The organism is Actinomadura sp. 3N407 (genome assembly GCF_052245875.1).
Classification (GTDB): Bacteria; Actinomycetota; Actinomycetes; order Streptosporangiales; family Streptosporangiaceae; genus Spirillospora.
This window is the reverse complement of record NZ_JBQQBP010000004.1, coordinates 312,093-327,610: the sequence shown is the minus strand read 5'-3', so window position 1 is coordinate 327,610 and position 15,518 is coordinate 312,093. Positions and strand designations below refer to the sequence as shown.

10 protein-coding genes are annotated in these 15,518 nt (G+C 71.6%); 3 read left to right on the top strand and 7 right to left on the bottom strand.

Annotated features, from left to right (window positions below; all coding sequences use genetic code 11):
- The 3 genes from ACTWPP_RS12170 to ACTWPP_RS12160 all read right to left on the bottom strand — a co-directional run bounded on the left by ACTWPP_RS12170 (position 1) and on the right by ACTWPP_RS12160 (position 3,342).
- Positions 1–1,131 (bottom strand): hypothetical protein, encoded by a 1,131-nt coding sequence (locus ACTWPP_RS12170; protein WP_443104303.1) that lies wholly within the window; start codon positions 1,129–1,131, stop codon positions 1–3.
- A 15-nt stretch (positions 1,132–1,146) separates the two neighbouring features.
- Positions 1,147–2,670 (bottom strand): NAD(P)/FAD-dependent oxidoreductase, encoded by a 1,524-nt coding sequence (locus ACTWPP_RS12165; protein ID WP_443104302.1) that lies wholly within the window; start codon positions 2,668–2,670, stop codon positions 1,147–1,149.
- A 162-nt stretch (positions 2,671–2,832) separates the two neighbouring features.
- Positions 2,833–3,342, bottom strand: coding sequence for a pyridoxamine 5'-phosphate oxidase family protein (locus tag ACTWPP_RS12160; RefSeq protein ID WP_443104301.1), 510 nt, complete (start codon positions 3,340–3,342; stop codon positions 2,833–2,835).
- Positions 3,343–3,477: 135 nt separating this feature from the next.
- On the opposite strand from ACTWPP_RS12160, the gene ACTWPP_RS12155 reads away from it, so the two are divergent.
- Positions 3,478–6,273 (top strand): ATP-binding protein, encoded by a 2,796-nt coding sequence (locus ACTWPP_RS12155; RefSeq protein ID WP_443104300.1) that lies wholly within the window; start codon positions 3,478–3,480, stop codon positions 6,271–6,273.
- 123 nt (positions 6,274–6,396) lie between these two features.
- On the opposite strand, the gene ACTWPP_RS12150 is transcribed toward ACTWPP_RS12155, so the two are convergent.
- The 4 genes from ACTWPP_RS12150 to ACTWPP_RS12135 all read right to left on the bottom strand — a co-directional run bounded on the left by ACTWPP_RS12150 (position 6,397) and on the right by ACTWPP_RS12135 (position 13,483).
- Positions 6,397–9,927 carry a bifunctional glycosyltransferase/CDP-glycerol:glycerophosphate glycerophosphotransferase gene (locus ACTWPP_RS12150; RefSeq protein ID WP_443104299.1) on the bottom strand — a complete coding sequence of 1,177 codons (3,531 nt, stop codon included), beginning with the start codon at positions 9,925–9,927 and terminating at the stop codon, positions 6,397–6,399.
- 238 nt (positions 9,928–10,165) lie between these two features.
- On the bottom strand, positions 10,166–10,588 hold the full coding sequence (locus ACTWPP_RS12145; RefSeq protein ID WP_443104298.1) for a GNAT family N-acetyltransferase: 423 nt from the start codon (positions 10,586–10,588) through the stop codon (positions 10,166–10,168).
- A 109-nt stretch (positions 10,589–10,697) separates the two neighbouring features.
- Positions 10,698–13,082, bottom strand: a complete 2,385-nt coding sequence (locus ACTWPP_RS12140) for a tetratricopeptide repeat protein (RefSeq protein ID WP_443104297.1) — start codon at positions 13,080–13,082, stop codon at positions 10,698–10,700.
- Positions 13,079–13,483, bottom strand: coding sequence for a hypothetical protein (locus tag ACTWPP_RS12135; protein ID WP_443104296.1), 405 nt, complete (start codon positions 13,481–13,483; stop codon positions 13,079–13,081). Before ACTWPP_RS12135 ends, ACTWPP_RS12140 begins: the two co-directional genes overlap by 4 nt.
- A gap of 139 nt (positions 13,484–13,622) precedes the next feature.
- Here ACTWPP_RS12135 and ACTWPP_RS12130 point away from each other — a divergent pair, with 139 nt between their 5' ends.
- Together ACTWPP_RS12130 and ACTWPP_RS12125 are read left to right on the top strand one after the other, a co-directional pair.
- Entirely contained in the window at positions 13,623–14,198 is a 576-nt protein-coding gene (locus ACTWPP_RS12130; protein WP_443104295.1) for a GNAT family N-acetyltransferase, read from the top strand.
- 96 nt (positions 14,199–14,294) lie between these two features.
- Complete coding sequence (locus tag ACTWPP_RS12125) at positions 14,295–15,518, top strand: FxsB family cyclophane-forming radical SAM/SPASM peptide maturase (protein ID WP_443104294.1); 1,224 nt, start codon at positions 14,295–14,297, stop codon at positions 15,516–15,518.

Below are 15,518 nucleotides of genomic sequence, written 5' to 3'. Positions count from 1 at the left end.
CTAGGATCGCACAGGCCGGGCGGCCGGCCGCGACCTCGTCGCGCGGAGTGCGACCAGGATGGATCCGGTCGCCGCGACGGCGCAGAGCGCGGCGTACCACAGGCTCCCGATCGGTGTTCCCTGCTCGGTGATGCCGCCGGTCGACGCGAGGTACGCCGGCAGCGCGATCAGCCACAGGACGACGTGGACGCCGAGGTACACCGCCGGATAGGTCCGCGCGAACAGCGGCGACGACGCCGGGGCCACCGCGTCGGCGCGCACCGCGCGCCAGGCGTCCACGAGCAGGTAGAGGCCGACGGCCCAGACCGCGACCAGCTCGGCGCCGAGGACGGCCCGCTGGATCCCGAGCTGGTCATCGCCGCGGAAGGCGCCGCTGGGTGCGCTCACGATGATCATCGCCAGCGGCGTCACCGCGCCGGCGACGACGGTGCGCCAGGCGATGTGCCGGCCGGGGAGCGTGCCGCGGCCGTCCTTCCGCCCGACCAGGCGGACCACGAGGTAGGTCATCGCGCCGAAGGAGACCGAGGCGAACAGGAGCATGCTGTTCATCGGCACCGACGCGAGCGCCGGCTGGTTGATCATCTCGTTGCCGGGGTTCCACGCCCACCACTTCAGTTGGGGACCGAGGTGGTCGAAGATCTCGTAGAAGACCTGGCAGGCGAACGCGACCGCGACCGAGCCGATCAGCGGCCCGCGCCGCGCGAAGACGCCCAGGGCCCGGACCAGCTCGTAGGCGAGCTGCGACAGCGCGGGATAGAAGGCCGCGATGTAGAGCGGCAGCCGGTCGTACATGAACTGCACGGTGAACACGTTGTGGGAGAAGATGAACCCGACGTGCTCCTCCAGGCCGAACCAGCCCGGGAAGTAGAGCGGCGGCTCGATCACGGCCAGGTAGACGACCGAGGCGAACCACAGCGAGATGTTGACCGGGTCGCCGTCGCGCCTCCACCGCCGCCACGCGTGGACGAGGGCGAACACCGCGCCGCCGATGATGAGCAGCTCCAGGACGAGCATGGTGCCGTTCTCGAGGCCGAACGGGTTGCGGACGCTCACGATCGGGTTGGCGTCGTGGCAGGAGAAGCCGAGTCCTTCGGCGACGCGCTCGGCTGCCGAGTCGCAGGTGTAGTCCATCGCTCGCTCCCCCTGTCAGGCGCCGACGCGGTCGTCGCTGCGGCCGCTTCCGGCGGACGACGCGCTCGCGGGGCCGGTGTAGCCGGTGAAGTCGGTGCCGGGCGGGTCCCGCTGGTCGTCGAATCCGCCGGGCACGACCGTGCGACCGAGCCGCTGACGGATCTTGTAGCGCGCGATGCCGAACCAGAACCGTGGATCGGCGGCCATCTGCCTGAGCGACCTGTCGAGGTTGAACACCTGCGCGAACGTCTGCTCGACGTAGGCGTCCTCGCGGCTCGCGGCGTTGATGGCGTTGAAGATCGGCCAGCTCAGGCGCGCCGCCAGCCTGCGGCGCCAGGGAGCGACGACCTCGCTCCCGGTCGCGAAGTCGTAGGCCTGGTCACGGGCCATCGCGAGCATCCAGGGCACGTCGAGGGACTTCTTCTGCCGGTCGAGGAACTCGCGGGAGAAGGCGAGGTCGACGGCGTCGCGGGTGCGCAGCATCTCGCCGAGGATGAGCGCGGACCGAGCGGCCGAGCTCATTCCCTGGGCGTAGAACGGGTTGAAGGCGCAGATCGAGTCTCCGACGCTGACCAGCCCGATCGGGGGCACGTCGACCAGGTCGAAGCGGCGCCACTTGTTGCCGGTCGCACGGGTCAGGTGCACGTCGGAGGTCGGAGTGCAGGCACGGGTCGCGCGGCCGAAGGTCCTGGCCCGCACGCGGTCGGCTCCGGCCTCGAACGCGTCGGCCTTGCGCGGCATCTCGATGCCCCACGACCCCATGCACACGATGGCGCGGTCGCCCTCGATCGGGAAGAAGTTGCTGAGGAAGTCGTGCTCTTCGGGGTGGTCGCCGGTGTCCTGGGTCGGAGTGACGACCAGATGCTTCCACCACCACGATGCCGGGCGCCGGTCGGCGGGAGGCAGGTCGTACCACCGCGAGCTGTAGGTGACCTTGGCATCGAGGGTCTTCTCCGGTGGCGCGGACCAGCCGGCCGCGCCGAGCCAGTCGACGACCGAGGAGCCACGGCCCAACGCGTCCACGACCAGGCCGGCGGCCAGGTGGTGCTCTTCGCCGTCGGCGGTGCGGTACTCGACGCCCTCGACGCGCCCGCGCGTGGTGCCGGCCTCGGTGGAGCGGAGCCCGGTGACGGCGGCGCCCTCGCGGATCTCGATGGCCGGCAGCTCGCGGATCTTGTCACGCAGGACCCGCTCGATCAGCACACGGGAGCTGTAGACCATCGTCATCGATCCGGACCTGCGCGGGGCCCAGCCGTCGTTCTCGCAATAGGCCGCGTCCATCGACGGCATCAGGTGCAGCCCGCCCGCGGCGATCAGCGCCTCCTCGAACCCGGGGAAGATCTCGTCGATCGCGCGGCGGCCGGAGTTGAGGAGGAAGTGCGGGTGCTTGCTCTGCGGCACGCCCCGGCGGTGCTCCGCGCCCGGCGGCAGCCGGTCGCGCTCCAGGACGATCACCTCGTCGAAGTGCTTCGCGAGCGCTCCCGCGGCGCACAGCCCCGCCACGCTGCCGCCGAGCACCACGGCCGTTCCTCGCCCCATCTCGTCACCTTCATTCATACAGATTGTGGATGAATGTATGACGAAGATCGCGGTGGGTCAACCGGCTCCCTCCCGGTGGCCCGTCAGGGGACGCGGCCGGGACGCCGGTCAGGGCCGGCCGGCGTCCCGTCCGGGCGGCGACCTCGGCGGCGAAATGCGTCGTCAGACCAGCCAGCGGCCGTCGCGCATCAACTCGCGGCCGGGCATCTCGTTCACCTCCCGCCAAGCCTGGACGCGGCGCGGGGTGACACGGAACCAGCGGTACGGCGTGGACGACGCACGCGGGTCGAAACCGGTGCGCGCCGCGAACCGGTCCGCCCGCCGCGCCACCGCGTCCGCCCCGAGGACCTCGACCTCGCCGTCGATCATGGACACGTCGCGGGTGAGGCCGAGCCCCAGCCGGACGACCCGGGTGGTGGCCAGGTTCCTGCCGGTCGGGCTGTCCGCCGGGGTGGCCACCAGGAGCGCCTCGCCGTCCCAGTCGAAGGACAGCGGCACCAGGTACGGCGCGCCGTCCACCGAGGCACTGGCCACCCACACGTCGACGTCGCGGGCGAGCCGGTGCTCGGTGTCGCGACGGCGCTGAGCGCGGGGGCGGGGGACCGCGTCCATCGCCGGGTCGGACTCGGGAGGCGGAACCGTCTTGATTCCCCGGGCGGGCGAACCGGTCATGGTCACTCCTGTGGTCGTGGGGCACGATCGGCCCGGTGCGTCCCGCCGGGCTTGATCGCCGTGGTCACAGCCTCCCCGGCCGGGGGCCGGTCCACCTCCGTGCCGACCACGGAGACCACCACGGATAATGAGTCGGTGTCCGATCCAGTGATCTCGCCACGGGAAGCCGACGTGCTCGCGCTGCTCGGCGAGCACCTCAGCAACGCGGAGATCGCCGCGCGGCTGTTCATCTCCGTGCGCACCGTCGAGTCGCACGTCTCCTCGCTGCTGCGCAAGCTGGAGGTGCCGGATCGGCGGGCGCTCTCCCGGCGCGCGGCCGAACTCGCCGGCGCCGAGCGGCCGCGCTCGGCCCCCGCCCTCCCGGCACCGCTGACGGCGTTCGTCGGCCGGGTGCGGGAGCGCGGGGAACTGGCCGGGGCGGTGAAGGCGCACCGGCAGGTGACCGCGGTCGGTCCGGGCGGGGTGGGCAAGACGCGGCTCGCGCTGGCGGTGGCGGCGGAGGCGGCCGGCGACTTCGCCGACGGGGTGTGGTTCGTCGACCTGGTCCCGGTCACCGACCCGGGCCGGGTGGGCGCGGCGGTCGCGGCGGCCGCGGGTGTGGGCGAGCAGCCCGGACGTGGCATCGACGAGGCGGTGCTGACCGCGCTGGCGGACCGGCAGGCGCTGCTGGTCCTGGACAACTGCGAGCAGGTGCGCGACGGGGTGGCGCCGTTCGTGGAACGGCTGCTGGCGGCGTGTCCGCGGGTGCGGGTGCTCGTGACGAGCCGGGCCCGGCTGATGGTGCCGTTCGAGCGGGTCTTCCCCGTCCCGCCGCTGTCGCGGGCCGGCGGCGGCGATTCGGATGCCGTGGCCCTGTTCATGGACCGGGTGGCGGCGGTCGGCCTGCCGCCGGATCCGGCGGTACGCGACCGGGTCGCGGCCCTCTGCGAACGGCTCGACGGCATGGCGCTGGCGATCGAACTGGCGGCGGCGCGGTTGCCCACCCTCGGGCTGGACGGCCTCGCGGCCGGCCTCTCCGATCAGCTGCGGACCCTCGCCGGCGGATCCCGCGCCGACGACCGGCACCGGTCGGTGCGGACGGTGCTGGACTGGAGCCACGACCTGCTGGAGCCGCATGATCGGGCGCTGCTGCGGCGGGTGTCGGTGTTCGTCGCGCCGTTCACCGCCGGGGCGGCCGCCGAGGTCACCGGGTTCGCCCCGTTGGACCGGGCCGCGGTCGCCGATGGGCTCGGCAGGCTCGCCGAACAGAGCCTCCTCGCCGTGACGGCCTCCGCGGCCGGGACGCGGTACCAGGCGTTGGAGACCATCCGCCAGTACGGGACGGAGCGGCTCGCCGACGCCGCTGAACTGACGGACGTCCGAGCTCGCCATGCGGGCTGGTGCTTGGCCGGTGCGACCGCCCTCCTGAAAGCCACGGGCAGGGACTGGCGTGCCCGATTCGACGCGATGGCAGAGGATCTGCGGGTCGCCCTCTCCTGGACCGCCGACCAGCCGGAGCAGCGCGCGGACGCCTACCGTCTCGCCCTGTCCATGGCCGAGCTCGCCTTCACCCGCAACCTGCTCGGCGAGGCCCAGCAGCGTTACGAGCAGGCCGCCGTGCTCGCCGCCGACGACGACGCCGGTGCCTCGGCGCTGCGGCACGCCGCCGCGGTGGCGGGGTGCCGCGCTCTCGGCGACGACATGCTCCGCCTGCACCGTGCCGCCGGGGAGGCCGCCCGCCGGGCCGGGGACACCGCCGGCGCCGGCCGCGACCTGGCGGCCGCCGCCACCATCGCGTACCGCTTCTCCAGCGCGTTCACGCTGATTCCTCCCAGGGAGGAGGTGACCGCCCTGCTCGCGGCGGCGCAGGAGCTGTCCGGCGATGCCCCGGCCGCCCGCGCGGCGGTCGCGCTGGCCGAGGCGGCGGTGGTCGCGGACGCGTTCGGCGCGGTCCAGGGAGACACGGACAACACCGCCGAGGAGACGGTCGTGCGCGCCGAACACGCCGTCGAACTCGCCCGGTGCGCAGGCGACCCGGTGGCGGAGTCGGCCGCCCTCGACGCGCTCTCCGGCGCACAGAGCTGGGCAGGCGAGCCCTTCGCCGCCGCAGCCGCCGCCCGGCGCCGGATCGACATCCTCACTTCGGCACCGAGCACCCCTGCCAGTACGCACGAGCTGGTGGACGCACTCGCCATGGCCGCCGGAACCGCCCTCGGGGCGGGGGAGCTGCCGCAAGCCCGCCGGTGGGGCGGGCAGCTCGCCGACCATCCGCTGCTGGCCGAGGTGGGCCACCACGCCACGTCCTGGCTTCTGGTCGCGGACGCGTTCGCCGGCAATGTCGACGAGGTCCTCACGGGCAGCGTGCGATTCCTCGACGCGTGGGAGCAGAGCGGCCGGCAACGGTCGTTCTCCCTCGGCCCCGCCGCCGCGTCGGTCGCGATGATCCACGGCCTGCGCGGCGACCACGAGACCCGGACGAGCTGGCTCGCGATCGTCGACCAGGCGGGCACCGCACCGGAGCACCAACGCGGCTACGGCGCGGTCTTCGACGCCATGGTCCTGCTCCATCACGGGGACGCGAACGCGGCGCTGGAGCGGGTCGCGCCAGGCCCGGACCAGGTGTGGAAGTGGGTTTCCTGGATCTGGCTGCACTGGTACGCGGCGCTCAGGGCGGAGGCGGCGGTGCTCGCCGGTCACCCGGACGCCCGGGATCGAGTCGACGCCGTCCGGGCCATGGTCGCCGGCAACGCGGTCGCCACCGCCCAGACGGACCGGGCGATGGCGCTTCTCGACGGCGACCCGCCGCGGCTGCTCGCCGCCGCCGCGGCGTTCGACGCGGCCGGCTGCCCCTACCAGTCGGCGCGCACACTCCTGCTGGCCGGAGGCGAGCACGCCGCCACCGGCGCCGCCTCACTCGCCGGCCTCGGCCTCGCACCCATGGCCGTCCCGTAGCCGGCACCGGCTCATGGTCCGTGGTGGTTTCCGTGGTCGGCACTGAGGCGGCCGTGCCTCGGCCGGGAGAGGCTGTGACCACGGCGATCGGGTCCGGTGAGAAGCACCGGCCGATCGTGGACCTCAGTCCCCCAGCATCCGGTCCGCGACGCGGCTGGCGGCCTTGCCGTCGTCGAGCTCACAGAAGCGCTCGGTGAACCGTGCGTACGGCTCGGCGTAGGCGTCGGCGACCTCGTCGATGGAGCGGAGCGCCTCGATCACCTCGTCCGAGGTTCTCAGCAGCGGCCCCGGCGCCTCGTGCTCGAAGTCGAAGTAGAAGCCTCGCAGCTCGTCCCGGTAGTGCTCCAGGTCGTAGGTGAAGAACAGCATGGGACGGCCCGTGTTGGCGTAGTCGAACATCAGCGACGAATAGTCGGTCATCAGGACGTCCGCGGCCAGGAACAGGTCCGCGATGTCGGGATAGCCGGAGACGTCGCGGACGAACCCGCCCGCGACCTCCGGGACGGTGTCGACCACGTTGGGGTGCCGGCGGATCAGCAGTACATAGTCCTCACCGAGCACCTCCGCCGCCCGTTCCAGATCCAGCCGCAGGTCGAGCCGGTACTTACCGGGGCCGTAGTAGTTGTCGTCCCGCCAGGTGGGGGCGTACAGCACCGCGCGCTTGCCCGGGGGCAGGCCCAGCCGCTCGCGCACCCGCTCGGCCAGCATGTCGCGGTCGGGTGAGGCGAGCACGTCGTTACGGGGATACCCGGTCTCGATGATCTCCCCCTCGTAGCGGAACGCCCGGCGCAGGATCGGCGTGCTGAAGGCGTTCGGGGAGATCAGGTAGCTCCAGTTGGGGACCTCCTTGGCCACCTTCTCCAGGTACCGCATGTTGGCGAACTGCACGTCCTCGATGTCGAAGCCGATGCGCTTGAGCGGGGTACCGTGCCAGGTCTGCACCACGACCTGGCCGTCCCGGCGGGCGAACCACTCGGGCAGGTGCGCGTTCGTGATGATGTAGCGGCTGCGGGCCATGGCCTCGTACCACTCGGCCCCCCACATCCGCACCGGCCGTGCCGTTTCGGGCGGCTCGACCTGCCCGTCCCGCACCACCCAGAGATGCTCGACGTCGGCGCCGCGCCGCACGAGTTCCTCGTGGAGGGCGCGCGGGCTGTCGGAGTACTGCTTGCCGGTGTAGCTGTCGTAGAGGACCGCGGGACGCAGCGGCCTCAGCCGCCGGGGCACCCGGTAGTGGCGGACGCGTGTCCGCAGCTGGCGGTACGGGCCGCGCTCGCCGGGCCGCAGGTTGGAATGGACCTCGACCACCGGCAGGTCGTAGCCCTGTTCCCGGAACACGTAGCGCCGGCCGTCCACCGCCGTCTCGACCGGCAGTCGCTCCAGCGCCGCGTGATCCAGGGTCATGGCCAGGTTCGCGGTGCCCCCGGACGGCCGGACCCGCAGGTCCCATTTCCCCGCCGCCAGCGGCAGCACGCCGCCGAGCGTGACCAGCCGGCTCAACGGGAGCTCGGCGCGGAACCGCCCATCCCGGGTGGACATCGTGAAAGCGCGCTGCTCGCTCTGGTCACGGCTGCGCAGCACCACTTCGGCCGGGCCGCCCGGGTAGTCGCCGGCCAGCACCAGCGTCCCTTCCTGTTCCCAGCTCGCCTCGGTGACCACCGGCCGCGGCGTGCGGGCCTTCAGCCACGCGTAGCCGTCCTGGGAGCGGTGGACGGCGATCTCCTTGTCCTCGAAGGGGTACAGCCCTTCGGCGACGTCCTCGTCGAGCACGAGCTGAACCGGCTCGTCATCCGCGTCGGGATCGCCCGGCAGGCTCATGTCGAGACGCCAGCCGATCCCGTCATCGGGTTCCGTGCCCTGCCCGGGTTTGGCCGGCGAGTCCGGCTCCTGGCCCGGGACGGGCATGTCGGCGACCAGATCGCGCAGCGGGACCCGGACCCGGAACCCGCCGGGGGCCGCGTCGTCGGGTGTCACCGGATGCCGGTCCAGCACCGTCCCCGCCCGCCGGCGCACCACCAGGGCGGCACCATCGGGCACGCCGCCGGGGACGGCGCCGCGGATCTCCAGGGAGCCGTCGACCGTCCGGTGGCCGGTGAGGCGCGCCCGCACCGTCTCCACCCGGATCCGCAGCGTGCCGCCGCGGGTCAGCAGCGGAACGACGCGCACGTCGTCGGCGACATAACGCCAGGGCGGGTGCGCGCCGCTGCCCGACGCGGCGGCCGCCAGCGCGCCGCGCCGCAGCACCCCGCGGCCGTACACCCCGGCCGCGATCAGCCAGGTCCCATCGACGTACCGGCCGTCGCGGCGCAGCTTCTTCGGGTCGATCGTGCACGAGAACCCCGACCACACGTGGCTCCGGCGCGGATCGCCCGACACCGCGCCGGCCTGCCGGAAGAGCCGGGTCCGCGCCGGGACCAGCCGGGTGCGGCCGCCGCCCGTCTCCCGCAGGCCGATGACCTTGAGGGACGACCACGGGAACCGCGTCCCCACGTGGGCGATGTAGGCGTGTCCGGTGATGTGCAGCTTGCCGCGCCGCCACGTCACCTCGTGCAGCCGGGAGCGGGTCGCGAGTTCTTCACCGAGCCGGAACACGCGGCGGGGGATCCGCAGGCGGCGGTCACCCCAGAACGGGTACTTCGCGTAGTGGCGCCAAAGCCGGCGGGTCACCGGGATCCGCTGCTTGAGGCGCTCGTACTCCAGCACCTGCAGCAGCTCCGGCATCAGCCCGCGGCCCACCAGGTGCCATTTCAGGCGCATCATCGCCGGCAGCGACTCCAGCGCCGTACGGTCGGCCTGCTCGAGAAACGTCCGCGCCAGCTCCGCGAACCGGGTCCGGAACTCCTCGTCGGCCTCGTTCAGCACGTTCAAGAAGATCCGCAGGTCGCTGCGCAGCGCCACCTCGTCGTACTCCTGCTTGCACGCGAGCACCCGCGGTTCCGTCCGCGCCCCCAGGAACCGGCTGACCGATTCCACCGCGGCGAACCGGTCGGTGACCGCCTTGATCTCGGTGCGCCGCTGGGTGATCGACAGTGACTCTCCGGTGCGCTGCCGCCAGTAGTAGACGGGTTCGCTGAGCACGTCGACCGTCGAAGCCAGAAAGTGCGCCGGCAGGGTCACCGGGATGTCCTCGTACAACACCCCCTCGGGAAATCGGAACGCGTGTTCGTCCCAGAACCGGCGGCGAAAAACTTTGTTCGGCACCAGCCGGTCGTACATCAGCAACCGATCACGTGTGATGTGCGTGCGCAGCCGTGTCGTGCTCATCGGACGGCGATGCATCGGGGACTGCACGAGTCCGCGCTCGTTCAGCAGTTGCACATTGCCCGAGGCGAGGTCCGAACCGGTTCGCTCCAGCGTTCCCACCAGCAATTCCAGCGCGTGGTCGGGTAGCACGTCGTCGCTGTCGACGAATGCCAAATATTCCCCGCGGGCCTCCGCCGCGCCCACGTTGCGCGCTTGGCCGAGCCCGCCGTTGGGTTGGCTGATCAGCCGGAACCGGGGATCGCCTTCGGCGAACGTCCGAGCTATCTCCGCGCTGGCATCGGTCGATCCGTCGTCCACCAGCACCACGTCGAGCTCCCGGAGCGACTGCCGGGCGATCGACGCCAGACACTCCTCCAGATACGGCTCGACGTTGTGAATGGGTACCACCACACCAACGCGCGGCTCCGGTTCGGACGCCATACGCCATGCCTCTCTACTAGCTTCGCGGCACCGTTTCCGACCGTGACCGCAGCGGACTCGCTCTTCAGTTAATATGAATCGCCCCTGGTCAACAATCCTTTAGCCAGGGGCCGAAGGGGGTCAGAGGGCCCGCGGAGTCGGACGTGGTCTCCGCAAGCGTCTCGTTCACCGGCGGTCCCTCTGAGCTTTTCCACCCTCGACCGGACGCTCATGATGGACCTCCGGTGGGCCGCACCCTGGCGCACACTCTAATCGTCAATACGGACCTTCGTGCGTCAGAACGGCCCCCGCATATTACCGGCTCGCCGCAGGTGAAATTCATTGACGGGTCGGGGGGCCAGGGCGTCCACGGCCGTCGGTCGGGCCCGACCGCCCGGACCTCCGGATCAGGCGCCCGCCCCGGGCCGCCTGTCGATCCGGTAGACGACGTGGGGACCAATCCGAACGGCCGGCCGTCCAGAAGGGCCAGCCAGTCCTCGGAGGGCTCCTCTCCCCTGGCCGCGGGCCCGAAGCCGCGCGCGACCCCCTCGACGGAGGTGTCGTGGTTCCACCACCGGGCGACGTGCGGGCGCCGCAACCAGCGCCTCAGCAACGCGAAGTCGTCCTCGGTGACCCTGCGCCATGTGATCACCGGATTCGGTGGAAGGCGGGGCACCGCTCGCGGAGCTCGTCCAGCATGGCCTGGGTGGTGCCGGCCGGGCGGGGTTCGCCGAACGGGTCGAAGTCGATCCGCGGGTGGCTCATCGGTGATCTCCGCTTTCCTCCTGCAGCGACGCCAGAGTGGCACGCGCCTTGTCCAGGCCGCGCGCATCGCCCGTCTCCTCGAACAAGGAGATCGCTTCCCGGCAGGCGGTCAGCGCGCTCTCCGCGGAATCCGCTTTCGCCAGCATCACCGCCAGAGTGCGGAACGTCATGGCCATGTTGCGCCGATCGCCTACGGCGCTGTAGATGGCGATCGCGTCTCGCTGTGCCGTGATGGCCTCTTTCAGGTGTCCCATGGCCGCCAGTGTGGAACCCAGGTTGTGGTGCGCGTCCCCTTCGCCGCGGCGGTCGCCGGTCTCGTTGAAGGCGGCGATCGCGTCCTGGTGTGCCGCGACGGCTTCTTCGAAGCGTCCAATGCGTGTCAGCGCGGTGCCCAGGTTGCCGCGTGCCCCGGCTTCACTGTGGCGGTCGCCGCTCTCCCTGCAGATGGCGATGGCGTGCTGCAGTGTGGTGATGGCTTCGCCGGAGCGCTGCCCATCTCGCAGTACGGCCCCCAGGTTGGTGAGCGCCTGGCCTTCGGCATGGCGGTTGCCGGTCTTACGGAAGACGTCCGCCGCCTTCCTCAGGGCGGTGATGGACTTCTCCAGTTCGTTCATGTCCCAGAGCGTGAGACCCAGGTTGGTGAGTGCGGGGCCTTCTCCGTGGTGATCGCCGAATTCGTCGAAGATGTCGGCTGCGTTCTGCAGTGCGGTGATGGACTCCTCAAGCCGCTGCGCCCCCCGCAGCGCGGGGCCCAGACTGTTGAGCGCGCCGGCTTCTCTGCGGCGATCGCCGATCTCCCGGTAGATGGTCGCCGAGTCCTGCAGGGCGGTGACGGCCTCGTCGAATCGATGCACCTCGTACAGCGCGATGCCCAGGCCGCGTAGTGCGTCTGCCTGCCCGGCGCGGTCGCCCAGGCTACGGGCGGCCGACAGTGCGGTGCGAGCCATGCCGATCCAGTCGTTGAAGTGACGCCGGAACAGCAGGAATTCCGTCATCACGCCCGGCAGAAGAGCGATCGGCATCAGGACCGGGTCGGTGCTCGCCAGACGGGTGACCGCGATCAGATTGGCGAAATGGGCGTCCAACCAGGCCAGCGCGTCCGCCCGGTCGGTGAACGCACCCGCGTCCCGGTCCGCCGCGTTCGGGCGGAGGTGCGAGCCGGCGGCCAAGGTGGTGCGTACGTAGTAGTCCAGAAGCCTGACCAGCGCCGGTTTGCGTTCGTCACCGGCCGCATGAGCGATGCCGAGGTCGGTGGCGTACTGGCGCACGAGGTCGTGCATCCGCCACCAGCCGGGAGCCGTGCCACGTTCGACCAGGTGTGCACGGGCCAGTTCCCTCAGGACCGTCCGTACGTTCCCGGGACTCACACCGGCCAGCGCCGCGGCGGCCTCCGTGCTGACCCCGGGGCCGGGGTTGACCGTCAGCAGCCGGAACAGTCGCTTCTGGACGTCGGTCAGGGCGCGATACGACAGGTCGAACGCACGCCGCACCCCGTCGCGTTCGAAGGCCAGCCCTTCCAGCGGTTGCTCTTCACGAAGCTCCCGCGCCAGCGCGGCCGGAGTCTGGCCGGGGTCCGAGGCCAGGAGCGCCGCCGCGATGCGCAGCGCCAGCGGCAGCCGCCCGCAGACCTCGGCGAGCTGGGCGGCCCCGGCCGGGTCGGCCCGCACGCTGCGGTCCCGGCGCCGCAGCATGCGGACCGTCCCGTCCAGCATCGCGACCGCACCGCCGGGGTCCAGCACGTCCAGATCCAGCAGCCGCGCGTTCAGCATGGCCAGGGTGTGGCGCGAGGTCACGATCGCCGCCGACACCCCGTCGGTCGGCAGCAGCAGCCGGGCCTCGTCGCCGCCGGCGACGTTGTCCACCACCACCAGCACCGGCCGTCCCTGCGCGGCGAACTCCGCGAGGACCGAGGTGAACATCCGCGACCGGTCCTCGCAGTGGGCGGGAATGTGCTCGCCTGGCACGCCGAGCGCTGACAGCATCCCTTCGAGGACGTCACCGGCGTCGCGGCGGCGGTCGTCGTCGTAGCCGAACAGGTCGGCGAACAGCACCCCGCCGGGGAACCATCCCCGGGCGCGTGCGGTGTGGGCGGCCTGCACCGCCAACTCGGTCTTGCCCACCCCGGCCAGCCCGCCCACCGCGGTCACCACCACGGCCGGTCCGTTCCCGTCGTCCGCCGCGTTGCCCGGTTCCAGCGCTTCCAGCAGTTCGTCCAGTGCGTCCTGCCGCCCGACGAAGGCCGGTGACGCCTCGGGAAGGCTCCACAGCGCGGGCTTCACCTGCGGGGGCAACACGAGGGTGATGTCACGCCCCAGTATCGTCTGGCCGATCACCACACCGGCGTTCAGCTCGTTGCTGATGCCGTCGCCGTCCTCGCTCAACCGCCCGGCTCCTCGTCAGGGTCGTCCTCGCCGGACGGTGGCGGGGTGGGTGACCTCGGGCCGAAGGTGATCGGGCCGCTGATGTCGCGGCCCATCACCACGGGTCCGTGGACCTCTCCGGCGGTCAACCTGTTGGACACCGACTCCGTCGATGTTCCGCTCGATGCGACCGCGCCGGAACCGGTCTCCTCCTCCGCCGATTCGGGGGGCGGCGGATGCGGCTGGGAGCGGGTGCGGTCGAGCAGTGTGATCGCCAATGCGGCCAGTGCGGCGAAAGAGCTCAGGACACCGGCCAGCCAGCCCGCCGGCTCCAGTCCCTCCACCAGCCAGAAGACCACCAGAACCACGGCGGTCACCACGGCTGCCCCGATTCCGGCCCACACCCCCACACGATTCCTCATACGTGCATTGTCGACTGAGTCGTGCCGCCGGTCAGGTGATCGGTACATCGGCGCACATGCCCGTGCCGCACGGAGGCGAGTGGCGAGCGTCACCGGCCGGGCTCGGAGCGCCGGGAGGATTTCGGTAGATTCCTTGCCGATGGGTGGCGTACTCGCGGTCGGCTCGCAGGTGATGGTGCGGCCGCTCTCACATGCGGATCGGGCGGAGTTCGTCGAACGGGCGGCCGCCAGTGCCGGGATGCACCGTCCCTGGTTGTGGCTGCCCGTCACCGCCGAGCAGTTCGGGCCCTATCTGGAGCGCTTCGACGAGGTGTCGGCGGTCGCGTACGCGGTGTGCCTCCTCGATGGCGGGGACGGCGGCGGAGAGATGGTCGGGCACGTCACCATCAACCACATCCTGCGCGCCGGGTACCAGCGCGGCGTGCTCGGGTACGGCGCGTTCGTCCCCCATCAGGGCCGGGGCCACATGTCCGAAGGGCTCGGCCTCGTGCTGGGCGACGCGTTCGGCCGGCTCGGCCTGCACCGGCTGGAGGCCGAGATCCAGCCCGCGAACGAGCCGTCGATCAACCTGGTCAGGCGGCTGGGGTTCCGCAAGGAGGGACTGGCGCTCGGCCTGATCCGCATCGAGGACGTCTGGCGGGACCATGAGCGGTGGGCCATCACGGCGGAGACGCACGGCGCCGCGGGGCGACCGCACGGCGCCGCACAGGTTTAATGATCTTCTTAACCCGACATATGTGACGAAAGGGAGGTGCGCGGAGCCGCGCCCAGATCCCAGCGCCCGGATCCCACCGTCAGAGGGTAGGTCAGTGTGGCCGTCGAGGCCGAGGCAGCGGGGACCTCCGGCACCGCCCCGGAGTGGCCGGAGACCCTGGACGTCCGCGCACTGCTCGAACAGGGCTGGCGCCCGACCCCGTTCCACGAGTTCGTGATCAAGGTGCACAGCCGCTGCAACCTGTCCTGCGACTACTGCTACATGTACGAGATGGCCGACCAGGGCTGGCGGTCGCAGCCCCGGCGGATGGCCCGGCCGGTCGTGGACCACGTGGCCCGCCGGATCGCCGAGCACGCGCGCCAGAACCTGCTCCCGGACGTCGACGTCATCCTCCACGGCGGCGAACCGCTCCTCGCCGGGCTCGACCACCTCCGCTACACGCTGGACGCCATCCGGACGGCGGCCGAACCGGACGTCACGGTCAGGTTCCACATGCAGACCAACGCCGTGCTGCTCGACTCGCGTTTCCTGGACCTGTTCGACGAGTTCGGCGTGATCCTGGGAATCAGCCTCGACGGCGACGAGCAAGCCCACGACCGGCACCGCCGGCACGGCGACGGACGCGGCAGCCACCATGAGGTGCTCGCCGGCCTCGACGCCGTCACGGCACCCGAATACCGGCACCTGTTCGGCGGCCTGCTCAGCACCATCGACCTCCGGAACGATCCGGCGACCACCTACGAGGCCCTGCTGCAATCGGATCCGCCGGGCATCGACTTCCTGCTGCCGGTCGGGAACTGGGACACGCCGCCGCCGGGACGGCTCCCCGACGAGTCGACGCCGTACGGGGACTGGCTGATCGAGGTCTTCGAACTCTGGTACCGAGCCCCGGAGCAGCGGACCCGCGTCCGGCTGTTCCACGAGATCATCCGGCTTCTGTGCGGCCAGCGCTCGCACAGCGAGGCCATCGGCCTCTCCCCCGTCGCCGTCGTCGTGGTCGAGACCAACGGGCGGATCGAGCAGGTGGACACGCTCAAGTCGTCCTACGACGGCGCGCCCGGCACCGCGCTGCACGTGTCACGCGACCCGTTCAACGTCGCGCTGATGCTGCCCGAGATCGCCGCCCGGCAGATCCGCCACCGCGCCCTCGCGCCGCAATGCGGGGCCTGCCACGTCCGGCAGGTCTGCGGCGGCGGGCTGTACCCGCACCGGTACCGCTCGGGGACGGGGTTCCTCAACCCGTCGGTCTACTGCATGGACCTGCTCAGGCTGATCGCCCACATCCGCTCGGCCGTCCTGAACGATCTCGCGACGCTGTGA

Excerpts from the sequence above, each read along its gene's own strand:
- ACTWPP_RS12170 (WP_443104303.1), bottom strand. The coding sequence starts at position 1,131 with ATGGACTACACCTGCGACTCGGCAGCCGAGCGCGTCGCCGAAGGACTC.
- ACTWPP_RS12160 (WP_443104301.1), bottom strand. The coding sequence starts at position 3,342 with ATGACCGGTTCGCCCGCCCGGGGAATCAAGACGGTTCCGCCTCCCGAG.
- ACTWPP_RS12135 (WP_443104296.1), bottom strand. The coding sequence starts at position 13,483 with ATGAGGAATCGTGTGGGGGTGTGGGCCGGAATCGGGGCAGCCGTGGTG.
- ACTWPP_RS12165 (WP_443104302.1), bottom strand. The coding sequence starts at position 2,670 with ATGGGGCGAGGAACGGCCGTGGTGCTCGGCGGCAGCGTGGCGGGGCTG.
- ACTWPP_RS12130 (WP_443104295.1), top strand. The coding sequence starts at position 13,623 with ATGGGTGGCGTACTCGCGGTCGGCTCGCAGGTGATGGTGCGGCCGCTC.